We start from the raw sequence: 24,500 nt of genomic DNA, 5'->3' as shown, positions 1-24,500 counted from the left end.
TTGCTATGGGCCCGCATTCACCGGGGCGCCATGCGGTGCAGGCGCGGCGGGGGGTAAACCCGGGAACAGCGGTGCGCCATCCGGTCCATACCAGGGTGCGCCGTAGGGCGGCCCGCCCGTATACGCCGGAGCAGGTCCCGGAGCGGGGCCACCGGGGTAGCGGATGCTCGGCGGCTCGGGTACCGCACGCGTGACGGGAAAGTAGTTTGCCCAGCCCGGGAATCCGATGCCCGGGTTTGGTCGCCATTCCACTCCGGTGCCCCATCCGGTATTGGTGATCAATTGGCGCACTGGCCAGTTCGCTCCTACGTCGGGCAACGAACCACATCCGGGTTTTCCGCCCGGGCCGCCCTTGGCAGCCGTAATCGGCAAGTTCCTCGGGTAGTTGTAGGGATCGTTGCCGAACTGGAAGCTGCCCGAGATGGTGCCGGCGTACCCGTTACCGGCGTTGATCTCGCGCCAATGGTATTTGTCCAACAAGACTTGAGAGCCGACCAGCGAACAGGTCAGGACCGGGTTGTACTTGAGCAGTAGCGCGGTGGTGGGTTCTAGGTCGTTGACGGCCTTCACATAGTTGTCCCTATTCGGCCCGAACAGGTCGATCCCCGCTTGTGAAATACCAATGACGTTGACTAGAAACCGATCCAAGTCACGGGCATGGTCGGTGACTGTCGTACTCGTGGTGCTCGCAGCGGCCAAGATTGCAACGATGTCCTGCGCCGCAGCACTGTAGGTGTCGCTGAATCCCTTGAGCGATTGATAGTCCCGCCGGATTGTGTCAGCGCGCGGATTGAGTTCGGACAGCACCTGATCCGCGCTGGTGATGGCCTCCCCCATTCGTGGGCCTTGCCCGCGCAGACCTTCGGAGAATGCGGACAGAATGCTGTTGAGCTTCGCCGGATCAATGTGGTCCAGCAAGTCGAGAAGATTCTCAAACACCGTATTCACCTCGGTGGATACGTTGCGCGAGCGGATTACTGCGCCCGCGGTCAGCCGTTCGGAACTCGGGTTGCTGGGATAGATCAGATCGACGTACTTCACGCCGAATACCGTTGTGGCCCGGATCTGTGCGGAGACGTCGGCTGGAATGTACTGAAGCTGATCTCTGTCGATCACCAGGTCGAGATGTGCGGAGTCTGAGCTGCTGCTGATGTTCTTGACCTCGCCGACTTGAACACCACGCAACTTCACCTTCGCGCCCGGCTCCATGACCAGACCGGCGCGCTCGGACGTCAGCACCACGGGCACCGAGGAATCGAACGTTCCGGTGAAGCGGGACAGCGTGAGAAAGATGAACGCACCTATTGCGGTGATGAGAATCAAAGACCACCAGGCGGGGTGAATCCGGCGATTGGTATCGGTAGTCATCGCGCTAACCCGAGTAGTTGAAATCGCCCGACGGGCCATAGATTGCCAGCGATACGAACAATGTGACAACGACCAGCGCGACCAGTGACGTGCGCACCGCGCGGCCCACGGCTTCACCGACGCCTGCGGGGCCGCCGCTGGCGGTGAACCCGTAGTAGGTGTGCACAAGCATCACGACCAGGCCGACTACAACGGCTTGTAGGAAGGACCACACGAGGTCCATCGGATTGAGGAACGTGTTGAAGTAGTGGTCGTAAACTCCACTGGATTGGCCGTAAACCGTGGTAGTTCCAACTCGTGTCGCGACGTAGGCCATCAGCACCGCGATGGTGTACAGCGGCATCACGACGATGACACCGGCCACCAGCCGGGTCGAACACAGGTAAGGAATTGCCCGAATACCCATCGCCTCCAACGCGTCGATCTCCTCGCTGATCCGCATCGCGCCCAGTTGTGCTGTCGCCCCGGCGCCGATGGTTGCGGCCATCCCGATTCCGGATACCAGCGGCCCGAGGAATCGGGTGTTGAGTAGCGCCGAAATGAATCCGGCGAGCGCGTCGACGCCTACCTCCTGCAGCTGGGGGTACAGCTGGATCGCGATCATCGAACCTGTTGACATCGTGAGGAATGCGATGATGACGACGGCGCCGCCGATCATCGCCAAGGCGCCGACTCCCAGGCTCATCTCAGCGATGAGTTTCAGTAGTTCACTGGGATATCTGAGGACCGCAGTCTTACAACCCGTGATCGTATCGACGTAGAACTGGACCTGCCGTCCCAGGCGATTCCAGCTTGCGGTCGTGTTGGCAGCGAGTCGGCGCGGGCCGGGATGCAGTGTGCTCGGCGCAGAAGATGCCATTAGGTTGCCTTGACTCCGACAGCAGTAGCGAGGACGTCGATGATGAACAGGGCCAAGAACGTGTACACGACAGTCTCGTTGACCGCGTTGCCGACGCCGGCTGGTCCGCCGCCCACGGATATTCCCTTGTAACAGGCGATCAAGCTGCCGGCCATACCGAAGAGCGCCGCCTTGGACAAGCAGATGACGACCTCGGGTATCCCGACGAGCAGCGGCAGGCCGGCTACGAACGCCCCGGGCGTGATGTTCTGTAGGTATACCGAAAAGAAGTACGCCGCTGTGATCCCCACCATCGTGACGATGCCTGCCAACAGTATTGACACCACGGTGGTGGCAAGAATCCGAGGAACCACAAGCGCTTGGATCGGATTGATACCGAGCACGCTGAGCGCGTCCAACTCTTCGCGAATCGCGCGCGAACCGAGATCGGCGCACATCGCGGTCGCGGCGGCTCCCGAGATCACGAGTACTGTCACGATTGGCCCGCCCTGAGTCACCACACCGATGGCTACGCCGGCTCCCGAAAGGTCGGCAGCGCCGAACTCGACAAAGAGAATGTTGAGGACGTACGTACCAAGCACGACAAAGGGGATCGCCATGAAGATTGTCGGCAAGAGCGACACACGGGCCACGAACCACGTTTGAAGCAGAAACTCGCGCCACGCCCACGGCGGTCGAAACATCAGGACGAGTGCATCCAGGGACATCGCGAAGAATCCACCGACGGCCCGGAGAGGCGTCACAGCATAGAACGGTGATGTCATCGTCCGTCCCTGCTGTCGGGGGCATATGGGGTGAGAGCCACGCTGCGCAACCTCCGGTGTGATACCCGCCTCGTTTTCGCGCTGGGTGTGATGCGCGCCTCAAGTTAGCAGTTTTGTCGATTATGCACAACGCATTGCACATTAGCGATCAGTGTGCTGAAATCGGGCCTGGCCCGTCCGCCTAGCTCTGACCGTGTCGACAGCGGACACGCCCTTGCTAGGTGGATGCGACCCATTCCCGCGCGTTACAGCGCACTTGAAGCCACAGGAAGGTGGGACCACCATGCCAATGACGGAGAACCTGACCGAAACGGTCCATCACGCCGAAGTCGTCGGCTCGTTGCAGCGACCGGCACAACTCATTCAGGCGCGGACGGAATTCCGCTCCGGAACGCTGGCTCCGCAGGATTACCAGCGCATCGAGGACGCCGCGGTGGACGAGGCGCTGGCGCTGCAGGAGGAGTCTGGTCTGCAGGTACTCACCGACGGTGAGATGCGACGCGACAACTTCGTGGATTTCTTCATCAGCGGAATGACCGGGCTGAGTATGGAGCCGGCCGCGACGATGACGTTTCACCGCAAAGACGGCGAGGACCGCAAATTCGTCTTCCCGTTCTCGGTGACGGGGCCGGTCAAGGCGCTGGAATGCCCCGGAGTCGCGGAGTTTTCATATGCATCGCAACGGACCGACAGACTTCTCAAGGTTACCCTGCCCAGCCCGATGCTGGCACTGTCCTTCTATGGTCCCGCGTCACGCGACGCCTACCCCGACCCGTTCGACTTCGCGGCCGATGCCGCGTCGGCAGTCCAGCAGTGGATGCGCCAGTTGGCGGCGGCAGGTTGTCGCTACATCCAAATCGACGCACCGGAGATGGCCACGGTATATGTGGACCACAGCGTGCGGGCGCAGTATGAGGCCAACGGCATTTCAACCGACCGCTTTCTGAGCATGGGCACGGAATTGCTCACCGCGTTGGGCTCACTGGATCTGCCAGGAGTACGCAAAGGCATTCACGTGTGCCGAGGTAACGACACCCAGGGGTGGCTGGCGGAGGGCGGCTACGGTCAGTTCACCAAGCAGGTCTTCCGCCGCCTCGACGGTTTCGACGTCTTCCACATGGAATACGACGACGAACGTTCCGGGGACTTCGCGCCGTTGAAGCACCTGCCCGACGACAAGGTCGCCGCGCTGGGAATGGTGTCGACGAAGTGGTCGGTTCTCGAGGATGAAGACGAGCTGGTCGCCCGCATTGAGGACGCGGCCCGATTTCACCCCAAGGAGCAGCTGGCCATCGCGCCGCAGTGCGGCTTCGCCAGTGAAGCCGTCACCGCAGAAGACCGCCGGGTGCTACCGACCACCCAACGCGACAAGCTGCGGTTGGTCGCTTCCGTCGCCGAACGGGTGTGGGGCGCCTGACCATCCTGTCCAACGAGAGTTCTCACGGTCGACGTGCAGCGCGGGACTAATCATTCTCGTGTTGACAGGGAGGATGAGGCCCGTATAGCAATGAGGTCGCTGAGCCGCCCGTGCCGTGTGCCCGGGCTGTATCGGCTGCGTCCAGGAAATAGCTATGAACTGTATTCGGCCCGCGCGCCACAGCGAGGCTGTGGGGCCAATTGTTGCAGCACAGCAACCAGATGAAGTCGCAACCGCCAGGAATACAGTGAGTTGTAGCCGAGACGGGGGGCCGAGACGCGGCCACTGTTGCCTCAGTGCCAGGAATCAACCATACGCACCGGACCCCAGCGCCTCGATCCTGCGGTACGCCCTCGTGGCGACGGCGCTCGAGACGTCGACGACTCGTCCGTCGACGTCAAAAAATTAGCGGGCGTTGCCTCCGGCGGGACGCTTTGGCTTGCAGAAGTCAGCGCAACCACCCAATCGCGCTGTGGAGGATCTGGAGCTCAATTGTCGTCGAAGCGTCGACTTCGGCTATTCGCGCCTGCCTATCGATATTCAACCGTTGTTACCCAAGGGATCCCGCGATCACCCTCTGCGGGCTTCTCAGCGATGCGCGGCCACCTTGCATCACGCGACCGAGGCGCCTGAGCTCCGCAGCGAGCCCGTCGCAGCCTTTCTGCCCTATGACGCTTGGACGGTTGCCGCAGACTTGCAAGCGAGGTTCTCCGATCATTGCCATCAAGCGAACCGACCAGTCGCGACGTCGGCCGGTACAGTCGAATGGGCATTCTCTAACACCGTCGGCGGCGCTGACATTATCGCAGCAACCATGATCAGCACGGCGACACTATCCATATCCGCTTTTCGTATACGGACCAGCCTGATTCGTCCCGGACAACGCTCCCATCCGCGAGACGACCATTCTGAGCGGGACGTAGAACGACGGTTAGAGACTGGTGCCCCATCAAACGCCTCCCGCACAGTCGCATCGTCGCGAATCAGCGCTCTAGCGCACGCCTTATTGCTTGTGTCACTACCGATCAGCTCTCCGTCCACCCACTCCTGATGCCCTCCGTACATTTCAAATACGGCTAGCGAGGCGCACGATCGAGGCTGTGAGATCAGCGGTAGATAGAAGGTTGCATCCTTGCAAGCGAACATATTCGGTCAGTGACATCGACCGCATCGATGAATTGGGCAGTCGGCCCGTTTCGGTACTGAACACGATTCTCGTGCCAGTCGCGTGAAGAGCATGCCCGGTGTACGTATTGACAAGTGTGGCAGGACATGGATTTCGAGTTGTCGGAGGACTATCTGTCACGATTGGTGCTCCTCGGCGCGCGTCGATCTCGCATTTCATCGTGAGGCGCCCGGCGATCTGGCGACCGTTGACCAAGTCGCTACCGCCGAGGTACGGGAGCCAAACCGACACCGCAAGATGATGCGCTCGTAACCATCCAGAACCAGCTGGTGACTCGTATCGCTGGTCCTCCTACCGCATGTGCCTCAGGTGAAATCTTGGGTAGCGGCGAATACGGTGTTTCGCAGGAGCATCGCAATGGTCATGGGACCGACGCCGCCGGGAACGGGTGTCAGCGCCCCGGCGATTTCATTGACACCGCGGTCGACATCACCGCACAAGCCGTCGTCCGTCCGGTGGATTCCCACGTCGATCACGGTGGCGCCGGGCCGCACAGCGTCAGCGCCGATGAGCCGAGGCACTCCTGCCGCGACGACGAGCACGTCCGCTTGACGGCATACGGAGGCCAATTCTCGCGTGCGCGAATGACACACGGTAGCGGTAGCATTGCGCTGTAATAGCAACTGCGCCATGGGTTTACCGACCAGATCAGAACGGCCGACGACCACCGCATGGGCGCCGCCCAGTTCGATACCTGCCTCGTCGAGCAGGACCAGCACCCCAGCGGGGGTACAGGGCCGCAACCCTGGCCGGTTCAATGTCAGCCTTCCCGCGTTGACCTCGGTGAGGCCGTCGACGTCCTTGTCGGGCGGGATCCGGTCGATCAGTGCCACGGCGTCGAGGTGTTTCGGTAGCGGAAGCTGCAACAAGATCCCGTCGACACTCGGCTCAGCCGCCAGTTCGTCGATCACATCGGCCACGGCCGCCTGGGGCACGTCGGCAGGAAGGTGCCGGTGCAGATCCCGCATCCCGGCCGTGACGCACTGCTTGCGTTTGTTGCCGACATAGATTGCGGAGGCGGGGTCGTCGCCGACCAAGATGGTGGCCAGCCCGGGTGACGTGGCCAGAGCACCGACGTCGGCAGCGACTTGTTTGCGTATCCGCTCTGCGACCGCCCTGCCGTCGATCAATGTCGCACTCATATGGCTTGCGCCGCCGCCGGCGCCCGCAACACGGTCAGGATGTCACCCGCGGCTGCCGCGCCGTAGGTCTCCGCGAGCCGACCGACGGCGTCCTCGACATCTAGGCGCCATTCCTGCGTGCCCGCGGTCTCGATCACCAGCGTGGCGATCAGTGAACCGAGTTGGGCGGCACGCTCCCGGGTGAGCCCACTGCCCACCCCCGCGAGGAATCCGGCGCGGAACGCATCACCAACGCCGGTCGGGTCGACGATGTTTCGTGCAGGCACAGCTTGTACGTGAACTTCCGAGCCGTCGCCCGCTACGAGAACACAGCCCTTATTGGACAGCGTCGTGACGCGCAGCTCCACTCGGTCAGCAATGTCGCGCGCGTTCCACTCCGTCTTGCGGGTAAGCAATTCCCACTCGTACTCGTTGCAGAACAAATACTTCGCGCCTCCAACCAGCATCCGGGCGCAGTCCCGGTCCAGCATCGGCAATTGCTGCGAAGGATCGGCAGCGAACGGCACACGGAGGCGACGGGCATCCTCGGTGTGGATGCACATCGCCTCGGGGTCGTTGGCACCGATGACCACCAGGCCGAGTTCACGGGCCTTCGTCACCGAATCGAGTGAGATGCGGGACGCTTCGCTCATCGCCCCGGGATAGAAGGAGGCGAGCTGACACTGGTCGTCATCGGTTGTGCAGGTGAAACGTGCTGTGTGCTCGGTACTGGAAACATGCAGGTGCGAGCAATCAACGCCGTGGCCTTCCAGCCAGGCGCGATATTCGTCGAAGTCGGGGCCGACGGCACCGAGAAGAATCGGGCGCTGGCCCAGCACACCGAGGGCAAAAGATATGTTGGCCGCCACCCCGCCGCGACGGACCACCAGATCGTTGACCAGAAAGCTCAAGGACAATCGGTCGAGGTGGGTGTCGACGAAGTGCTCGGCGAACCGCCCAGGAAACCGCATGAGATGGTCGGTGGCGATGGACCCGGTAACGGCGATCGTTCCAATTGACATGGGGCAGAGCCTTTCTAGAAGACGATGGTGGTTCGGCCGTCGACCAAGACGCGCTCCTCGCAATGCCACTTGACGGCACGCGCGAGGACCGTGCGCTCGATGTCAGCGCCGCGGCGACTGAGTTCAGCACTGGTGGCCCGATGCGAAACGCGCACGACGTCCTGCTCGATGATCGGGCCCTCATCGAGATCCTCAGTGGCGTAATGAGCGGTCGCGCCGATCAATTTCACGCCTCGCTCCTTGGCCCGCTCATACGGTCCTGCGCCGGCGAATGCGGGCAGAAATGAGTGGTGGATATTGATCACCGGTACTCCGATGGTGTCAAGGAATTCGGCAGACAGGATCTGCATGTATCGAGCGAGCACTACGAGATCCACCCGGCCACGTAACAGCTCCAGTTGGCGATGTTCGGCACTCCGCTTGGTTTCCCGGGTCACCGGCACACGTTCGAACGGCACCCCGAACGCGGCCACATCAGCGGCGAGATCGGAATGGTTCGACACCACTTGAACGACTTCCACCGGCAACTCACCACGGCGAGTCCGCCACAGCAGATCCAGCAGGCAATGGTCGTACCGTGACACGAACACGGCCACCCGGGTAACGGCTCCCGCGTCGCGGAATCGGAAGGTGCCGCCAATCGCACTGCCGACCTCTGTCGCGAAATCGCCTGTCAGTTCGGCCAATTGGCTGGTCAGGCAAGGCAAATGGAACTCCACCCGAAGAAAAAACCTACCCCCCACGGGTCCGGTGGAGTACTGATCAGACTGAATGATGTTGGCGCCCCTGCGATGCAGGAACGTGCTTACCTTCGCCACGATTCCAGGGCCGTCCGGGCACGATACGACGAGTCGCCCGACGTCGCTGGCCGACTCCTCTCTGCCCGCGCCGTGGGCGCGGGGCAGCGCAGTAGTAATTGTCATCGAAAAATCCCTAGTACCGGTAGTGGTCCGGCTTGTACGGGCCCTCGACATCGACGCCGATGTACTCGGCCTGCTCCTTGGTGAGCTTGGTCAGCGTGCCGCCCAGCGCCTCGACGTGGATGCGCGCCACCTTTTCGTCGAGGTGCTTGGCCAACCGGTACACCGCGTTGTCGTACTCGTCGTTCTTGGTCCACAGCTCGATCTGCGCGATCACCTGGTTGGAGAAGCTGTTGCTCATCACGAACGACGGGTGCCCCGTCGCATTGCCCAGGTTCAGCAGCCGGCCCTCGCTCAACACGACGATCGACTTGCCGTCATCGAAGATCCACTGGTCGACCTGCGGCTTGATGTTCAGGCGCTTGGCGCCGGACTTCTCGAGCGCGGCCATGTCGATCTCGTTGTCGAAGTGGCCGATGTTGCCCAGAATCGCCTGGTCCTTCATCGCCCGCATGTGCTCGAGGGTGATGATGTCCTTGTTGCCGGTCGAGGTGATGACGATGTCGGCCTCGCCGATGCCCTGCTCGACGGTCACCACATCGAAACCGTCCATCAGCGCCTGCAGCGCGTTGATCGGATCGATCTCGGTGACCGCGACGCGCGCGCCCTGGCCGGCCATCGACTCCGCGCAGCCCTTGCCGACGTCGCCGTAGCCGCAGATCAGCACCTTCTTGCCGCCGATCAGCACGTCGGTGCCGCGGTTGATGCCGTCGATCAGCGAGTGCCGGGTGCCGTACTTGTTGTCGAACTTGCTCTTGGTGACCGAGTCGTTGACGTTGATCGCCGGGAACGGCAGTTCGCCGGCGGCCTCGAACTGGTAGAGCCGCAGCACACCGGTGGTGGTCTCCTCGGTGACGCCCTTGACGGCCTGCGCGATCTTGGTCCACTTGGTCTTGTCGGTCTCGAAGCGCTCCCGCAGCACGCCCAGGAACACCTTCCACTCCGCCGGGTCGTCGTCCTCGGCGGGCGGAACCACGCCCTGCTTCTCGTACTGGGCGCCGCGCAGCACCATCATCGTGGCGTCGCCGCCGTCGTCGAGGATCATGTTCGCCGGCGAGCCCTCCCAGGTGAGCATCTGCTCGGCGGCCCACCAGTACTCCTCGAGCGTCTCGCCCTTCCATGCGAAGACCGGAGTGCCCTTGGGGTCCTCCGGTGTGCCGTTGGGTCCGACGACGACGGCCGCGGCCGCGTGGTCCTGGGTGGAGAAGATGTTGCAGCTCGCCCATCGCACCTCAGCACCGAGGCTCGTCAAGGTCTCGATCAGCACCGCGGTCTGCACGGTCATGTGCAACGACCCCGAGATCCGCGCTCCCTTGAGCGGCTGCACATCGTGGTACTCCTGGCGCAGCGCCATCAGGCCGGGCATCTCGTGCTCGGCGAGCCGGATCTCCTTGCGGCCGAACTCGGCCAGCGACAGGTCGGCCACCTTGAAATCGACGCCATTGCGCACATCGGCAGTCAGGATGGCTGCCGACTGCTGCTCAGTTGTCATCGTCATGCTCGGCCTCCCTTGGCCACAGTGGTTTCGGTCAGATTGGCGGCTTCGCGCAGCGCGGCCGCGCGGTCGGTGCGCTCCCAGGGCAGATCCACGTCGGTACGGCCGAAGTGGCCGTAAGCAGCAGTCGCCGAATAGATGGGTTGATGCAATTCGAGATACGCCCGGAACGCAGCTGGCCGAAGGTCGAAGTGCTCACCGACGAGCTTCTCGATGAGGCGGCGGTCAATCCGCTCGGTGCCGAACGTCTCGACGAGCAGCGACACCGGTCGGGCAACCCCAATTGCGTATGCCACCTGCACTTCGGCGCGTTCGGCAAGACCGGCCGCGACAACATTCTTCGCCACGTAACGAGCCGCATAGGCCGCCGAGCGGTCGACCTTGGACGGATCCTTGCCCGAGAACGCCCCTCCGCCGTGACGGGCGAATCCACCATAGGTGTCGACGATGATCTTTCGACCGGTTAACCCGGCGTCGCCCACTGGCCCACCGATCACGAACCGGCCGGTAGGGTTCACCAGCAAGTCTGCACGTAGCTGATCGGCATCGTAGAAACCAGTGGGCAATTCTGTGGAAATCACCTGATTCCACAGATCCTCCTGGATCTGCTCGGTGGTGACATTCTCTGCGTGCTGCGTCGAGATCAGCACCCGCTCGACGGTGATTGGCACTCCGTCGATATAGCGGACCGACACTTGTGTCTTGCCGTCTGGGCGCAGGTATGGAAGCGTCCCATCCTTGCGCACGCTGGCCAAACGACGGGATAGCCGATGTGCCAGCGCAATTGGCATGGGCATCAGCTCGGGCGTCTCATTGGTGGCGTAGCCGAACATCATGCCCTGGTCGCCGGCGCCGGCCAGGTCGAATTCGTCGACAGAGCTGCCGCTTCGAGTCTCGTGTGCCTGGTCGACGCCCTGCGCGATGTCTGGCGACTGCTTGTCTAGTGCTACCAGCACTGCGCAGTTATGCCCGTCGAAACCGTAGTCACCGTTGTCGTAGCCGATGCGGCTGACCGTGTCCCGCACGATCTGGGTGTAGTCGATTATCTGTGGCGTGGTGATCTCACCCGCCAATACCACCATCCCGGTGGTGATGAGTGTTTCGCATGCCACCCGTGAGTAAGGATCATTTGACAGCGCCGCATCGAGCACGGCGTCAGAGATTGCGTCCGCAATCTTGTCGGGGTGTCCCTCGGTCACCGATTCAGAGGTGAAGAGGAATTCGTGCGCGTCGGATTGCGCCATTCTCATGCTCCTTGGGTCAGTTTTTCAGCGGTGAGGGTTGACTCGGCGATCGATAAGGGGGCCAGCGAACGGCGGACCTCCGCGGTTCCGTTCACCATGGCCGCGAGCTTGCCGCGAGCGACGGCGGTGGATAAGTTGCGAAGTCCGCAGTCCGGATTGATCACCAGTTGCTCGGCGGGTACCAGGTCCAGCGCTGCGCGGATGCGGCTAGCCACCTTTTCCGCGGTCTCTACCTGCTGGCTTTTCACGTCGATGACGCCGAGGCCTATCTTGCGATCCCACCCAAACTTCTCGATGACGGGAAGATCTGCGTATCCCTTGCGTGCGAACTCGAGAACGAGCTGGTCCACCTTGGCCTCGAGCACCGCAGGGAACAGGAAGTCGTAATGTCCTTCCCACGAAGGCCGGGCATAGCGATTGCCATAGCAGACGTGCAGTCCCCAGTTCACACTTACCCCAGCTGTTACGACATTGATTGCAGCGATGGCATTTTCGACCTGGTCGGGGTAACCCGCGAGGAACGGTTCATCGATCTGCAGTAACGAGGCGCCCTTGTCAGCCAACGCGTGGGCAGCAGCGTTGAGCCGGTGCGCGATCGCCACCATCAGATCGTGCTGGTCGACACCGGCGTTGTTCCTTATTCGACTCGCTAGTGAGAACGGTCCGGTGAACGAGAATTTGATGGGCCTGCTGGTCTGCGACAAGATAAAACTGAAATCGTCTGCTAGCCAGATGAATTCTGACCCGTCTGCGGATGGAAGCGGCCGGGACAGGATCACATCGTAGTAATCGAAGTAAAAATCCTTAGCGCGGTGCGCGATCTCCACGCCAGGCAGCCTTGAGAGAAAGTAGTCGATATCATTGTCGCGACGCAGTTCCCCGTCGGAGACGATGTCGATGCCGGCCAGTTCCTGATCTCGCAACGCAGCCTTGATCGCCATTTCGTGCACTTCGGCCAATTGCGTCTCGCTTATCCGGCCGCGGAGGCTATCGGTTTTCAATCGCTCCATCCACTCGGGAACCGGGTAGGAGCCGACCACCGTGGTGGGCAAAATCGGTAGGTGGTAGTCCATATCAATCCCTCAGCTGAGCTGTCATCGTGACGATGTTGCCGCCGCGATGCCGGAACGGCTCCAGGTGGATGTCGAAGCCGCGACGCCGCCCGATGTGCGACAACAGCGGTCCATTGACCCAGTTGACTACGGATCCGTCGTACTTGCCTGGGCCCCGGAACGTTGTGTGGTAGCCATCGACATCGGTTACGAAAAGGTCGTGACAAACCAGCTTGCCGTACGGATGGAGCAAGGTGAGGGTGTCGTCGAAGCTTGCGACGGCCCCGTTGTTGACGTGCATCCGCACATCGGTGCCCGACTCCAACATTGGTCGCAGGACCTCACCTGTCAGCGTCTCGGTGACTTGGTAGGTGTCGAGTCCCTCGAGCGGCACATATCGCTCCTCGAGCCGCAAAGCCCCCCAGATGTCCTGCCAAAAGCGCACGGCTGCATCCAGCCCCGAGAAATTTGCCGGACAAGCGTCCACGAGAAGTCCTGGGCCCAGCCGCAGCAGTTTGTCCACCAAGCCGGGCAGTTTCTCGACGGTGATCGACACCGACTCGGCAAGTTCGGCGGCCTTCTCGTCCGGAAGGTATGCGCGCGTCTGCACCTGATAGGTCCGGCCGCCCAACTGTGCGACTTCGTCGGTGGGGAGGTTGTCATACACATTGGAGATGTAGACGAGAAATACCTTGCCGCGAAGGAAACTCAGCGCCGTTCTTGGCTTAGTCGCGTCGAGCGCGAGCGTGCTTACGCGCTCGCTGTGGTCTGCGACCGTCTCGCGCGCCAGTTCGAGGACGTGTGCGGAGTAGTCGCACATCAGGTAGTGCAGTCGTTCGTAGTACCCTCTGCCATGCCTGACGTCCATCTCGCGGAACTCGTCGAGAAAAACTTTGGCCTGGTTGCCGTTACCGACCCCTAATTCAACGACATAGAGCTCTTCGGGCAGTGCGTTGACCTTATCCAGACGATCCCATATGGCCATCAGTTCGCCAATGAGATCAGCGGCCGCAGTTCGGTTGCGCGCATCGCTTTCGCCGCCCGGCAGGGCCTGCTCGTAACCGCGGCCGGTTGCCTTTTCCCATAGGTCCAGTGCCGACCAGTACAGTGCGTTGAATTGCCATATGCAGCTTCGGCGACCTGCTGTCCACTCCTCGAGATACACTCGATCGGCTTCGTCTCGCAGCAGTGACGACGTCACCTCACTCAGCGGTGAGTCTGGAGCGCGCCGCACATCGACCGCTATTTCGATGTCGCCGCCCGGTGCCCCGTTCGTCCTCGGCACTACATCGAACGAGGAGCTACGCAGTATCGGACGGATCTCCACGACATCGCGAAAGTTGTTGCGGTACTGCACCCAGTCACACACGACACGGACCCTCGACAGGTCGGTCGTGCTCTCGCTCAGGGCGGTGACAACCGGCAACACCGACGCGCCCAGATCAGCCGGCCGCTCGGCGCGCAGACGGCTATGCGGCCGGAAATCAATCAGCATGCCCACCGCCCTCCACGCCGCACGACACCGTCGGGTTCGGCCGCGGTGCGAAACCTGCGCGGTCAAGAATCTCGGGTACGCCGTGCTCGAACCCGAACGCCATGACGTGAACCCCCGCTACACCGGGAATTTCGCAGAGCTGCTGGATCGTTTCGGCACACAACCGCATGCCCTCCTCCCCAACCTTGTCCGCAGGCACACCTCGCAGGCGCCGCTCGATTGCCCGTGGCACGTTCACGCCGGGCACTTCGCTGCGCAAGAACTCGAGCATTCTCAACGACCGGATCGGACCTACCCCGGCCAACACCGCGCACTTCTGCGTGATGCCCATTTCGTGCAGAGACGTGATCCAGCGGACGAAGACATCGAGGTCGAACACATATTGGGTTTGTGCGAATTCAGCCCCGGCGGCCACCTTCTTCGCCAGCCGTTCCGCCCGAAGGGAAACCGGTGGCGCAAAGGGGTTCTCTACTGTCCCGATCATCCATTCCGGCGTTACCGAGACATCCTCGCCAGACATCAAAACGCCGTCGTCTCGAAGCGTGCGCGCAATCCACGTCAGCTGCACGCCGTCGACGTCGAACACCGGTTTGGCCTCCGGATGATCGCCCGCGCGCGGATGATCGCCCGTCAACAGCAGCACGTGCGGGATGCTGAGTGCACCTGCGGCCAGCAGATCGGCCTGCAAGGCCATCCGGTTGCGGTCACGGCACGTCAGCTGCATCACCGGCGATAGACCCTCGCGTTGTGCCAGCACCGACCCGCCCAAGCTCGACATCCGCACTCGTGCACCTTGGTTGTCTGTGACGTTGACTGCGTCGACCCAACCGCGCAGGTAGGCGGCCTTCCGCTTGATCGCGTCTGCATCGGCACCTCGTGGCGGGCCCAGCTCGGCCGTGATGGCGAACCGCCCAGACGACAAGGCGGCTTTCAGGCCGCCGCCGGACATACTGTTGGTCCTCATCGCGCGGCCACCGTGCCGTCTCGTTTCACCATCCGCGGATTCGCGGATGGATCGGCAGCCATCTCGTCGTCACGGCCCTGCCAGTAGTTGATCCAGGAGCTGCGGCCCTGTTCGCGGTGATCGACTGGCCGCTGCAGAAGCGAGAAATCGGCACTGTGTCCGGTCGCCACCGCACGTTCGTAGGCGAGCACCCATACGCACCGCACATCAGGATGCACCTCGCAGCGGCCGTCGGCGGAAACACCTCCACACGGACCGTTTCGCAATTGCTTCGGACAAGTCATGGGGCAGGCGTAGCCAGTTGTCGGTAGCTCACATTGACCGCACATCTGGCAACCGAATAGGCGCTCTTTCGACTTCTTTTCGACCAGGGTGAAGACGCGGTATGCGTTGTCCCGCCGCTCCAGGGCCCGCGCCAGCCAACGATAGAACCGATTTTCGACAAGCACCGAATGAAGGCGGTAGGCCCATCGTGCCGGTATCCGCGGCCGATATGGCTTAGGCCACGAGTACGTCGTCACAGCATCCACTTGACCGCCGTCACTTCCGATTGATGGAGGCTCTTGCTATTACCTCCGTGACGGTATGCGCCGTTCGGCCCGACTACATCGGGCCACAGGACAGTGAATCGGATCATCTTCTTGTACCGGGATGCCCGTCCGACCGCGTTGACTCACAATCGGTGAGTGTTTCTGTGCCTCAGCACAACACCTACCTGCGAGCGGCCATCAGTAGGGCGCGGGCCGTCTGAGGATCGTCGCTCGCGCCAATCACGATGCCGTCTGCCAACGACCGAGCGTGCGTAGCCAGATAGGTAACCAGATAGGTGGCGAGCTGTGTGCCGACATCACGCTGTGCAGTTCCCGCCGCGGCAAGCTCGGCCAGACTCTCCGGCGGGATCGTGACGTCTGGGACTTCATACGCGAGGTACTCAGCCTCAGCGAAGCCACTCAACGCTGACACGGTGGCTAGCACCGGCACCCGGTTCTCGCCGAGCGCGGACACGAGCCGGCGCAGACCCTCCACTTCGTAAACCGCCCGGGTGATCAGGAATTGCGCTCCTGCGGATATCTTTGCGCGTGTTCGTTCGATCTCCGCATCGAGGTCTTCGGCACCGGGGTTGCACCGTGCGCCGATCACGAATTCGGTCTTGGTTGCCAGCGACAGCCCGTGACAATCTCGCCCGGCGTTGAGCCCAGACAGCAATCCGATCAGACCAACGGAATCGACCTCCCAGATGCCGTCAGCGTTGGGATAGTCACCAAGAAGCGGCGGATTCCCTGTCTCGCACAACACTGTTCGGGTGCCCAGTGCATGCGCGCCCAGCAAGTCGGCCTGCAACGACATGATCGTCTTGTCCCAGGTTGTGATGGTGGCGATGGTGCCGATCATGGTCTCTTGCTGCAGGTGTAATGCCAGGCTGGTCGAGGAGAGCTGGGCCTGGGCTCCTTGCACGGCTGACACGAGTACCACGTCGCAGCCGTCGGCCCGCAGCGCACCGGCAGCTTGAATAGCACCGTGTGATGTGCCGTCACCAGGGGGTGTGATCTCCGCTGCGACGACAAAGTCGCGTCCGGCAGAACGCCAGCTCAGACCGGCTGTCGCCGACGGCCGCGTCGGCGGATCATGGGACGGCACCTGCTTGACGCTGGCCGTAAGCGCACGAATGTGCATGGGCGTGGTTCCGCAGCAGCCACCGACCATCGACGCACCGGCTTCAATGCATCGACGGGCGTAGCGCACAAAGTAGTCATGGTCGAGGGCGTACTCGAACCGGCGGTCCGGGAGGCGCCGCGGCAGACCTGCATTCGGCTGGGCGCTGATCGGTAGCGTGCCCCACCGACGCAACTCTCTGACGATGTCGTGCATCCGTTGCGGGCCTACTGTGCAGTTGGCACCCAGACCCGCGACGGGCAATTCCGACAACGCCACCGCGACGTCACGCGGTGTATCTCCTCCCGGTGTCTTTCCCTCGGTGGTGAAAGTCGCCTGCGCCACGATAGGCAGATCGGTGATGCCAGCTGCTGTGTGCACCGCTTCCACCAGCTCGGCCAGAAAGCCGAACGTCTCCAAGACGAGGACGTCGACACGTGCTTCGACAAGAGCGCAGATCTGCTCGGCTATGACGTCTTTTCGTTCGACATCCGGAATGCGCGGCCGTTGCGCAGCGCTCACCGCGGGGCCGATCGATCCGCCGACGAAAACTTGCCTGTCCGTAGCATTCGCGGCGTCACGCGCGATTTGCACACCTGCGCGGTTGATTTCAACGACGTTGTCCGAAGCACCGTGCTCGGCCAACCGCAATCGGCCTGCGCCGAATGTATTTGTCAGTATCAGGTCAACGCCGGCATCGACATAGGTGTCGTGAACCGTCTTTACCGCGTCCGGCTTGGACACGTTCAACTCGGGCAACGCGCGGTCCAGTGAATTGCCCGCCGCGTGCAGCATGGTGGCCATCGCCCCGTCACACACCACCAGCCGCTGATTCAGGGCGTCCAGAAAGGCGGTCACGAGATCGCCTCTTCCAGGTCGACCATATCGAGGATCTCGAGCGCGACTTGGGCCATCAGACGGTCCCGATAGTTGCGCAAGTCCAACGAACTCATCTCCTCTATGCGCCGAATCCGGTAGATCACGGTGTTGCGGTGCATGTGAAGTTCTCGTGCGACAGCCTGCGGGCTGTTGTTCGCTCGGAAGTAGCGGGCCAAGGTCGACAGGTACTCCGTCGTGGTGCCGTTGCCGTGCACCAGCAGATCGCCGAACACCTGGCGTGCGAACGCCCGTAGTTGTGTCCTGGAGGCGACCTGCAGCAGTAGACGGTGAATGCCCAATTGTTCCACGGCAAGGGATGTGCCGACATGACCCGTGCGACAGACGATGTCAACGGTGCGGCGCGCGTCGTCATAGGACCGTGCGATTTCGGTTGAGGAGCTACACATTCCGCCGACCCCGGCGTTGATCGGTGCGGCGCCGAATGTTTCGCTCATCCGGCCGATGCACCGTTCAGCAAGCCGCAACGCGCGCTGCGTCGCGTCGTCCTGCTCGGGCAGTACCACCACCACCTCGCGGCCGCGCAGCGCGGTGATCGCGTCTGGTGCTTGGGTATTGAAGAATCGAGCGACGGCCGCGGGCAGCCGTGCGGCGTCCTCGCCGTCGGATGCATCGACCACCACCACTGAGACGACCCGATGCTTACGGTGTTCGTCATAGCCGAGGTGAGCCGCCCAGCGACGCACCTCGTCGGCATCGCTGCCCGCTCCGGCAAGCAGGCCCTCGATGAGGTCGCCGCGTGCCTGGGTCGCGGCCGCGGCGAGCACCCGCGCGCGCCCCAGAATGACCCCGCATATCGTGGCCGCGTGTTCGCTGAGCAGCAGCCTCAGGTCCTCACCTGAGCCGAAATCGCCGACGTCGAGGGTCAGCAGAAAGGCAGGTACGGTGTCACCGACAGGTACCGGCGCCACGATGATGGGTTCGACCCCGGCCACGCCGGGAATGCGCAGTGCCCTCCGCGTCGGAGCGGCGACGGCGAGGACCTGGGCCAGGCGGGTACGCCGGGCGGGATCACTGAAGTACCGTGCAGCGTCGGACTCGGATCCGCCCGAGGCCGCCAGCAGGGTCAGCTGGTCATCGACCACGGCGACCGCGGTGTCGATGCGTTCGGCGACGAACTCGGCGACGGATTCGAGGCCGGCGTCCTGCACGGCGAGGCTGGACAGATGCTGGAGCGCCGCGACGAGTCGCCTCAATTCAGCATTCTCCCTGCCGATCTCATCACTAGCAGCCAAACCCGAGATCACCAGCGGAGCCTTGTCAGCTGTGTTCGGTGACCGAACGGTGCGGCGACGCACGGGAGCGTCGCCGTTCCCGAAATGAAAGACCGCTGCTGACCGGAACCATCGACGCCATCGATTAGCATCTGCGTATGGCGACCACCCGCGTCGATCTCAGGAGGATCGACCTGAACCTGTTGGTGGCGTTCGAGGCGTTGGTCGCCGAACGCGGAGTCACCCGTGCCGCAACCCGGCTTGGCGTTGGGCAATCGGCGATGAGTTCCACTCTCGCGCGTCTGCGCAAGCTGCTCGATGACCCGGTGCTGGTGCGCGACGGGCGCAAACTCGTCGCGACGCCCCTGGCCGAGTCGTTGCTCGAACCCGTGCGCGCCATCTTGCTGGACATCGAGGAGGTGCTGGCGCAGCGGGACGCCTTCACGCCGGCCACCGACGCCCGTACGTTCTCGATTTTGGTGATGAGCTACCACCTGACGTACACGTATTTGCATCCGCTGCTGGCACGTCTGGATGTCGAAGCGCCGCGGGTGCGGTTGCACATCGAGCCGGTTTCCGACGACTTCGCTGAGCGTCTCGCGCGCCACGAGATCGATTTGTTGATCGTGCCGCGGGAGGCCTGCCCGGAGCACCGGGTGTTGCCGCACCGTGTCCTGTTCAGTGACCGCTACGTCGTCGCGGCCGACCGAGACCATCCAGAGATCGGTGATGAGATCACCTACGAGCAGTTCTGCACGCTGCCCTATCTGGCGACGTGGTCGGGCCATCAACGATCGCCGGTTGAGAATCAGCTCGACCTGCTGGGAGTTCCCCGAAACGTGGAGGTGATCACCGAGTTCGGCATCGCGTCGTTCTTGCTTCGTGGCACCCGAATGATCACCGTCCTGCACGAACGGCTCGCCAATTCGCTTGTCGACCTGGCCAACCTGAAGCTTCTCGAGCCGCCGATCGAGGGTCTGCGTCCCACCACCGAATTGATGGTCTGGACGAAGCGAACCGACGGCGACGCCGCCCATCGGTGGTTGCGCCAGCGCCTGACCGATTTGGCGGCCGAGCTCACGGCCGCGAACTGAGACTGTAACTTTCACACTCAGGCTCCGCTCCCGACGGTGACACGGGCGACGCCGCCCCTGTGAGGCTACGAAAATGCGCACATTAGCGGAAGCAATGATTTTCGATACGTCCCATTGATTCGACCAATAGAGGCCGTCAACGGCATCTATTGAGAACGACAATGCGAGCAATCGATTTCGTCCGTTTCTCTTGATGCGGTGGCCGTTCTAGCGTTTAACGTCAGGACGTCCCACGCCGCCAACGTGTGCCCCGGCCCCTTTGCCCGCATCTCCGTCGGTGTCACGGTGATTCGGTAGCAATGTTGTTTCGCAGGAGGCTCGCGGTGGTGGATCTCAAGCGAATGGATCTCAACCTGCTGGTGGCCTTCGATGCGTTGATGACCGACCGCAGCGTGACGAAGGCTGCAGAGCGCCTCAACATCGGCCAATCGGCAATGAGTTCGACGCTGGGCCGATTGCGCAAGCTCTTGGGTGATCCGATTCTCGTACGCGAAGGCCGCACGATGGTGTCTACGCCGCTGTCCGAATCACTCGTCGAGCCAGTGCGGGATGCACTGTCACGCATCGAATTACTGTTCCAGCATCGCGGCTTCGATCCGGCGACCGACCAACGGACGTTCTCAATCATTGCCACCGACCGGACGACCCTGACATTTCTGCACCCACTGATCAACGGACTTCACCGCGAGGCCCCTAACGTGAGGCTGCAAATCACGCCGCCCAGCACGGATTACGCCACGAGACTGCAACGCGGCGAGGCCGACGTGATGATCATTCCCCGCGAGGTTTTCGCTGAGCACCGCCGATTTCCGCATGCGGTCCTCTACCAAGACCGGTTCGTGTGCGCCGTGGACGCGGCCAATACCGAAGTGGGTGAGTCAATCACCCTCGAGCAGTTCAGTACCCTGCCCTATCTGGCAACGGACGCCCCTGGAGCTCCGTCGCTGGCCGAACTGCAGCTGGACTTCCTCGGCGTCGCCCGCAACACACACGTCACCGCCGGGTTCGGTCTGGCCAACTGGCTGATCCGGGACGGTGCACTGATCACGTTGATCCACGAAAGACTCGCGCGCGTCATCGATTTCGACAACAGCTTGCGTCTCCTTGACCCACCGATAGAACTTCAACCCATCACCGAGATCCTGGTGTGGACCCCCCGAAGCGACCGAGACCCGGGCAACCGCTGGCTGCGCGACCGCCTGCTTCAACTCGCAGCAGATCAGCCGTAACTGGGCTGAGAGCGGTTATGCGCTCATGAGTGCGCGATTGAACATACCCTGATCCGCGATCACGCTCTGACCGGTCATGATCTTGTTGTGCCGCGACGCGAGAAAGGCATAGACCGGTGCGTAGTCCTCAGGCTCGCACATCTGACTGAGCGGAATGAGCCGCTCGAATGCGCTGGCCATGTCCTCGACCGGAACCTGCGACTGATCCCACCCGTCCATGCCGAGCGCAGCCGGCCCGCGCAGCCTGCTGTTCGCAAAGGTCAGCGGGGCCACGCCGTTGACCCGGATCCGTGGCGCCAGTTCGAAACCGAGCTGGTTGACCAGACTGCTCACGGCGCCCTTGGAAGCGGTGTAGGTCGGTCCGCCACCATCGGCGGCATAGGCAGCCGTCGAGGTCGTCAGCACGATTGCACCGCCGGATTGGTCGAGCAGATCGACGAACACCTTGGTAGCCAGCATGTTTCCCAACACGTTGATGTGAAAGATTTCGTCAAACAGCGCCGGCATCTTGTCGAGCGGCGTGTCGTGCAGCGAGACGTTACCGTCGAAGACGCCCACACATCCGACGAGCGCGTCGAGCCTGCCGAACCTTTCCAACAGCACTGAACGACAGCGCTCGAGGTCGCCGATGACGGTCACATCGCCCTGCACCGCGAGTACGTCATCACCGAATTCGGTCTGCAACTCTTCAACCTTGCTCGCCGATACCTCCAGCACCGCAACCTCTGCGCCCTCGTTGCGGAAACTGCGCACCAAGCCGCGGCCGAGGCCGGAGCCGCCGCCAAGGACAAGCACCACATGATTCTCGAGCATCGACACCGCTTCCCTTCGTTGAAATGGGCGCTGCCATCAGTCCGTCGACGGAGCAGCCGAGGTTTCTGTCAGCCCGGCAACTTCGAGAGCTTCGGTGATCCCGGCGTTGCGCTGCAAAAGCTCTCGATACCCAGCCAGCAGACGTTCTCGACCACACGCCGCGACACCGTGCAGCGTCGCGCCATCGGTGAACAGGGCCAGAAAGTCGCCGTTGAGGTCGCCGTCGACGACAATCGTTTCGTCCCCCGGCCGCCACCGGCCGTAGCAGCAGTACTTGCGGCTGTACTGTGTCGTCCAAAAATATGGCACTGCCGCAAAGGGTTTGTGCTCTTCGCGCAGCAGGTTGTGGGCGACAAGCCGCCCCGCACCGATGGCGTCCATCCAGTGACCTCCGTGCGCATGCGGGCCGCTGTTCCGCCAACGCGCGACGTCGCCGGCGGCGAAGACATCCGGCACCGATGACCGCCCGTCGGGATCACACAAGACGCCGTGATCGACAGCCACGCCGGAGCGTGCCAGCCAGTCGGTATTGGGCTCAATTCCGACGCCGGCGACCACATGGGCAGCGCGGTACGTCTGCCCGTCAGCGGTGCGGATGGTGTAGGAGCCGGGTTGGCCACTGACTTCGACTACTTCACTGTTGGTGTACATCGCGACACCGTGGTCGGCATGCGCGTGGTGCACCGCCTGCGCCACCTCGGCTCCGAGCACGCGGCTCAAAGGCAAGCCGCTGCGTCCGAACACCGAAACCTGCACACCGCGCGGTTGAAGTGCGGCGGCGATCTCCAAGCCGATGAAGCCCAGGCCGATCACCGCAATGTCATCAAAGACTCTGGCCGCCAGACGCAACGCAGCCAGATCGGCGGCCGTGCGCAACACCGGGAGGATGTCGCCCTGCGGAGTGCGCATTCGCCGCGCCCGCGCGCCACTCGCGATGACGACCGCGTCGTAAGGAAGCGGTTCACCATCGCTGGTGATCACATAGCGCCGATCGATATCCAGACCGACAGCGGCCTGGCCCAACCGGAGATCGAGATCATAAGCCGCATAGTGGGATTCCGCGCGCAGCGCGCCCAGCGGTAGATCCTCCTCTGCTTCGAGCAGACCCTTTGACAGCGCGGGCCGATCGTAAGGCGCGAACGACTCGGCGGACAGAATCGTGATCGCTCCGTCGTAACCGTTGGCGCGCAACCCATCCGCGGCGGCGAGCCCGGCGGCAGATGCGCCGACTACCACGACATTGCGTAGGACTCGCACGTCAGCGGTCCTCCGCAGCCCCGTCTACGCCTGTCGGCGCCAACGAGAGGACAGTCACAGGAATATCCCCAAGTTCGGTGTGGCCAGGGTAGTTTCGGTGAGAATGATTTCGCGTGACAGCAGCTGCGGGCCCGAACCACCGAACTTGATCCGGTCGTACCGGCGGGCCGGGATGAGGTCGAAATGCTGGTCGATGCCCCGTTGGCGGTAGACCAGCAATGCGCTGGCCACGTCGACGACATCGCCGTCCACACCTGTGATCTCGACGCTGCCGACCACGCGCAATGTGCGCGACGGTGGTACTTCGGAGTAGGCATGACCGGTGTTGAGTCGCTCAACACGCTTTATGACATGAATCTTTTCGTCCCTCACACGAAAGCCGGTGCGGCTGATTTCCTTTGACCGCGGCTCGGTGGCTTGCCGTACAGGTATGACGTACGAAAGGTCGTCGTGGAGCAGTTCCAGCCACTCCACTTCGCGGCCCTCATCGAGCAGGCGGGCTTCCTTGTTCAGGAACTGGGTCACCTTGGTGAGGAGTTCGGAGGTTACGACGTCGTTGTTGATGGTTGTGGTCATCTCAGTTCACCGCGCTTGTCACTAGTGCCGGGACCTTCCCGCGCATCCCATGTAGCCATTCCCGGTAGAAGGCCAGCTGATTGTGCTCACCGAAGCCGGTCCGGCGATGTATTCCGGGCCCGGTCCAGGTCGGATCCGGCGCCTGGTCGACCGAGGAGTTCTTGCCCTGCTGGAAGTGCAACTTCAACGCTGTCTTCTTCGCCCAGGGGCTGGCCGCGGCCCGCGCGGGCCCCTCCCATGCCACGGTGTCGTCCTGCTCGAAGATTCCTCCGGAGCCGAAGTTGTACTGGGAGATGTCGTATTGGCGCTGCACGTCTTCGTCAGCTCGGAACTTCCAATCCAATACCCAACTCCACAGCTCGATCTCGCCCGGCGCGACCGGTTGCCATTGCCGGAAACTGGTCATCACCTCCATGGCACCCCCCGGCTTGGAAACCGCGAAGATGCGAATGAAGCTGAAGTTCGGGAAAATCGTCCCCACCGTCGGTACGCCGCTGTTGAGGACATACGTCTGCGCCTCGTCCATGCCAGAGAGATCGAATTTTTCTTTGATGTGCGGCGGGTAACCCCAGAGGACGAAGCCCGGAATGACGCTGGCCCAGTCATGGCCCATGAAGCTGTGGCCGTTCTCGAACTCATAAGCGCGGCCCAATTCACAGTTGTCGTCAAACGCCGCGACGAGGCCGACTTCGTGCACACTCTGGTGCAGGCTCGAGAGGTGGTAGAGGTCGCCGGAGAAGTTCTCCGACGCCACCTTCCAGTCCGTTTTGACTCGGTAGCGGTCTGGGGGTGCGACCACGCGCATGCCGTCGGGGTGCAGTCCGGCGATGAGGTCGAGCATCCATCCGGCGCCGCCGAGG

The 24,500-nt window shown here is 62.5% G+C and carries 21 protein-coding genes; 3 read left to right on the top strand and 18 right to left on the bottom strand.

The window, feature by feature from the left end:
* Positions 1–3: 3 nt before the first annotated feature.
* From N4S67_RS19935 to N4S67_RS19925, 3 genes are read right to left on the bottom strand one after another with little or no spacing between them, the layout of a single operon-like run.
* On the bottom strand, positions 4–1,368 hold the full coding sequence (locus N4S67_RS19935) for an MCE family protein (RefSeq protein WP_260994763.1): 1,365 nt from the start codon (positions 1,366–1,368) through the stop codon (positions 4–6).
* A gap of 4 nt (positions 1,369–1,372) precedes the next feature.
* Entirely contained in the window at positions 1,373–2,227 is an 855-nt protein-coding gene (locus N4S67_RS19930) for an ABC transporter permease (protein ID WP_260994762.1), read from the bottom strand.
* Entirely contained in the window at positions 2,227–2,991 is a 765-nt protein-coding gene (locus N4S67_RS19925; protein WP_260994761.1) for an MlaE family ABC transporter permease, read from the bottom strand. The genes N4S67_RS19930 and N4S67_RS19925 overlap by 1 nt, the downstream gene beginning before the upstream one ends.
* 283 nt (positions 2,992–3,274) lie before the next feature.
* On the opposite strand from N4S67_RS19925, the gene N4S67_RS19920 reads away from it, so the two are divergent.
* A complete protein-coding gene (locus N4S67_RS19920; RefSeq protein ID WP_260994760.1) occupies positions 3,275–4,408 on the top strand; it encodes a cobalamin-independent methionine synthase II family protein in 1,134 nt (377 codons plus the stop codon).
* A 1,491-nt stretch (positions 4,409–5,899) separates the two neighbouring features.
* Here N4S67_RS19920 and folD read toward each other — a convergent pair.
* The 11 genes from folD to N4S67_RS19865 all read right to left on the bottom strand — a co-directional run bounded on the left by folD (position 5,900) and on the right by N4S67_RS19865 (position 18,653).
* Positions 5,900–6,736 carry a bifunctional methylenetetrahydrofolate dehydrogenase/methenyltetrahydrofolate cyclohydrolase FolD gene (folD, locus tag N4S67_RS19915; protein WP_260994759.1) on the bottom strand — a complete coding sequence of 279 codons (837 nt, stop codon included), beginning with the start codon at positions 6,734–6,736 and terminating at the stop codon, positions 5,900–5,902.
* Positions 6,733–7,737 carry a carbohydrate kinase family protein gene (locus N4S67_RS19910; RefSeq protein WP_260994758.1) on the bottom strand — a complete coding sequence of 335 codons (1,005 nt, stop codon included), beginning with the start codon at positions 7,735–7,737 and terminating at the stop codon, positions 6,733–6,735. Before N4S67_RS19910 ends, folD begins: the two co-directional genes overlap by 4 nt.
* A gap of 14 nt (positions 7,738–7,751) precedes the next feature.
* Positions 7,752–8,660, bottom strand: a complete 909-nt coding sequence (purU, locus tag N4S67_RS19905; RefSeq protein WP_260994757.1) for a formyltetrahydrofolate deformylase — start codon at positions 8,658–8,660, stop codon at positions 7,752–7,754.
* 10 nt (positions 8,661–8,670) lie between these two features.
* The gene (ahcY, locus tag N4S67_RS19900; RefSeq protein WP_260995264.1) at positions 8,671–10,149 is read right to left on the bottom strand and encodes an adenosylhomocysteinase; all 1,479 of its coding nucleotides are present in this window, start codon (positions 10,147–10,149) and stop codon (positions 8,671–8,673) included.
* Positions 10,150–10,151: 2 nt separating this feature from the next.
* The gene (gene metK, locus N4S67_RS19895; RefSeq protein ID WP_260994756.1) at positions 10,152–11,396 is read right to left on the bottom strand and encodes a methionine adenosyltransferase; all 1,245 of its coding nucleotides are present in this window, start codon (positions 11,394–11,396) and stop codon (positions 10,152–10,154) included.
* Between the two features lie 2 nt (positions 11,397–11,398).
* Positions 11,399–12,469: a hypothetical protein gene (locus N4S67_RS19890; RefSeq protein WP_260994755.1), complete on the bottom strand. Its 1,071-nt coding sequence runs from the start codon at positions 12,467–12,469 to the stop codon at positions 11,399–11,401.
* A gap of 1 nt (position 12,470) precedes the next feature.
* A complete protein-coding gene (locus tag N4S67_RS19885; RefSeq protein ID WP_260994754.1) occupies positions 12,471–13,649 on the bottom strand; it encodes a class I SAM-dependent methyltransferase in 1,179 nt (392 codons plus the stop codon).
* Positions 13,650–13,932: 283 nt separating this feature from the next.
* Positions 13,933–14,907 (bottom strand): methylenetetrahydrofolate reductase, encoded by a 975-nt coding sequence (locus N4S67_RS19880; RefSeq protein ID WP_260994753.1) that lies wholly within the window; start codon positions 14,905–14,907, stop codon positions 13,933–13,935.
* On the bottom strand, positions 14,904–15,356 hold the full coding sequence (locus N4S67_RS19875) for a methylenetetrahydrofolate reductase C-terminal domain-containing protein (RefSeq protein WP_260994752.1): 453 nt from the start codon (positions 15,354–15,356) through the stop codon (positions 14,904–14,906). The genes N4S67_RS19880 and N4S67_RS19875 overlap by 4 nt, the downstream gene beginning before the upstream one ends.
* Before the next feature lie 262 nt (positions 15,357–15,618).
* A complete protein-coding gene (locus N4S67_RS19870; protein WP_260994751.1) occupies positions 15,619–17,418 on the bottom strand; it encodes a bifunctional homocysteine S-methyltransferase/methylenetetrahydrofolate reductase in 1,800 nt (599 codons plus the stop codon).
* On the bottom strand, positions 17,415–18,653 hold the full coding sequence (locus N4S67_RS19865; RefSeq protein ID WP_260994750.1) for a PucR family transcriptional regulator: 1,239 nt from the start codon (positions 18,651–18,653) through the stop codon (positions 17,415–17,417). The genes N4S67_RS19870 and N4S67_RS19865 overlap by 4 nt, the downstream gene beginning before the upstream one ends.
* 176 nt (positions 18,654–18,829) lie before the next feature.
* Here N4S67_RS19865 and N4S67_RS19860 point away from each other — a divergent pair, with 176 nt between their 5' ends.
* Positions 18,830–19,765: a LysR family transcriptional regulator gene (locus N4S67_RS19860; protein ID WP_260994749.1), complete on the top strand. Its 936-nt coding sequence runs from the start codon at positions 18,830–18,832 to the stop codon at positions 19,763–19,765.
* A 326-nt stretch (positions 19,766–20,091) separates the two neighbouring features.
* Positions 20,092–20,994, top strand: a complete 903-nt coding sequence (locus tag N4S67_RS19855; RefSeq protein WP_260994748.1) for a LysR substrate-binding domain-containing protein — start codon at positions 20,092–20,094, stop codon at positions 20,992–20,994.
* A gap of 15 nt (positions 20,995–21,009) precedes the next feature.
* On the opposite strand, the gene N4S67_RS19850 is transcribed toward N4S67_RS19855, so the two are convergent.
* From N4S67_RS19850 to N4S67_RS19835, 4 genes are all read right to left on the bottom strand, one after another.
* Positions 21,010–21,807 carry an SDR family oxidoreductase gene (locus N4S67_RS19850; protein ID WP_260994747.1) on the bottom strand — a complete coding sequence of 266 codons (798 nt, stop codon included), beginning with the start codon at positions 21,805–21,807 and terminating at the stop codon, positions 21,010–21,012.
* Between the two features lie 36 nt (positions 21,808–21,843).
* Positions 21,844–23,064, bottom strand: a complete 1,221-nt coding sequence (locus tag N4S67_RS19845) for an NAD(P)/FAD-dependent oxidoreductase (RefSeq protein WP_260994746.1) — start codon at positions 23,062–23,064, stop codon at positions 21,844–21,846.
* A gap of 54 nt (positions 23,065–23,118) precedes the next feature.
* Positions 23,119–23,640: an aromatic-ring-hydroxylating dioxygenase subunit beta gene (locus N4S67_RS19840; RefSeq protein WP_260994745.1), complete on the bottom strand. Its 522-nt coding sequence runs from the start codon at positions 23,638–23,640 to the stop codon at positions 23,119–23,121.
* Between the two features lies 1 nt (position 23,641).
* The coding region (locus tag N4S67_RS19835) for an SRPBCC family protein (protein ID WP_313959967.1) at positions 23,642–24,500 on the bottom strand (859 nt) is incomplete at its 5' end.

The organism is Mycobacterium deserti, from assembly GCF_025345615.1.
GTDB lineage: Bacteria > Actinomycetota > Actinomycetes > Mycobacteriales > Mycobacteriaceae > Mycobacterium > Mycobacterium deserti.
The sequence above is the reverse complement of the archived record's forward strand: the minus strand, read 5'-3'. Positions and strand labels throughout refer to the sequence as shown.

Excerpts from the sequence above, each read along its gene's own strand:
- N4S67_RS19850 (WP_260994747.1), bottom strand. The coding sequence starts at position 21,807 with ATGCTCGAGAATCATGTGGTGCTTGTCCTTGGCGGCGGCTCCGGCCTC.
- N4S67_RS19880 (WP_260994753.1), bottom strand. The coding sequence starts at position 14,907 with ATGAGGACCAACAGTATGTCCGGCGGCGGCCTGAAAGCCGCCTTGTCG.
- folD (WP_260994759.1), bottom strand. The coding sequence starts at position 6,736 with ATGAGTGCGACATTGATCGACGGCAGGGCGGTCGCAGAGCGGATACGC.
- N4S67_RS19935 (WP_260994763.1), bottom strand. The coding sequence starts at position 1,368 with ATGACTACCGATACCAATCGCCGGATTCACCCCGCCTGGTGGTCTTTG.
- N4S67_RS19920 (WP_260994760.1), top strand. The coding sequence starts at position 3,275 with ATGCCAATGACGGAGAACCTGACCGAAACGGTCCATCACGCCGAAGTC.
- N4S67_RS19840 (WP_260994745.1), bottom strand. The coding sequence starts at position 23,640 with ATGACCACAACCATCAACAACGACGTCGTAACCTCCGAACTCCTCACC.
- purU (WP_260994757.1), bottom strand. The coding sequence starts at position 8,660 with ATGACAATTACTACTGCGCTGCCCCGCGCCCACGGCGCGGGCAGAGAG.
- N4S67_RS19910 (WP_260994758.1), bottom strand. The coding sequence starts at position 7,737 with ATGTCAATTGGAACGATCGCCGTTACCGGGTCCATCGCCACCGACCAT.
- N4S67_RS19930 (WP_260994762.1), bottom strand. The coding sequence starts at position 2,227 with ATGGCATCTTCTGCGCCGAGCACACTGCATCCCGGCCCGCGCCGACTC.
- metK (WP_260994756.1), bottom strand. The coding sequence starts at position 11,396 with ATGGCGCAATCCGACGCGCACGAATTCCTCTTCACCTCTGAATCGGTG.
- N4S67_RS19860 (WP_260994749.1), top strand. The coding sequence starts at position 18,830 with ATGGCGACCACCCGCGTCGATCTCAGGAGGATCGACCTGAACCTGTTG.
- N4S67_RS19925 (WP_260994761.1), bottom strand. The coding sequence starts at position 2,991 with ATGACATCACCGTTCTATGCTGTGACGCCTCTCCGGGCCGTCGGTGGA.
- ahcY (WP_260995264.1), bottom strand. The coding sequence starts at position 10,149 with ATGACAACTGAGCAGCAGTCGGCAGCCATCCTGACTGCCGATGTGCGC.
- N4S67_RS19890 (WP_260994755.1), bottom strand. The coding sequence starts at position 12,469 with ATGGACTACCACCTACCGATTTTGCCCACCACGGTGGTCGGCTCCTAC.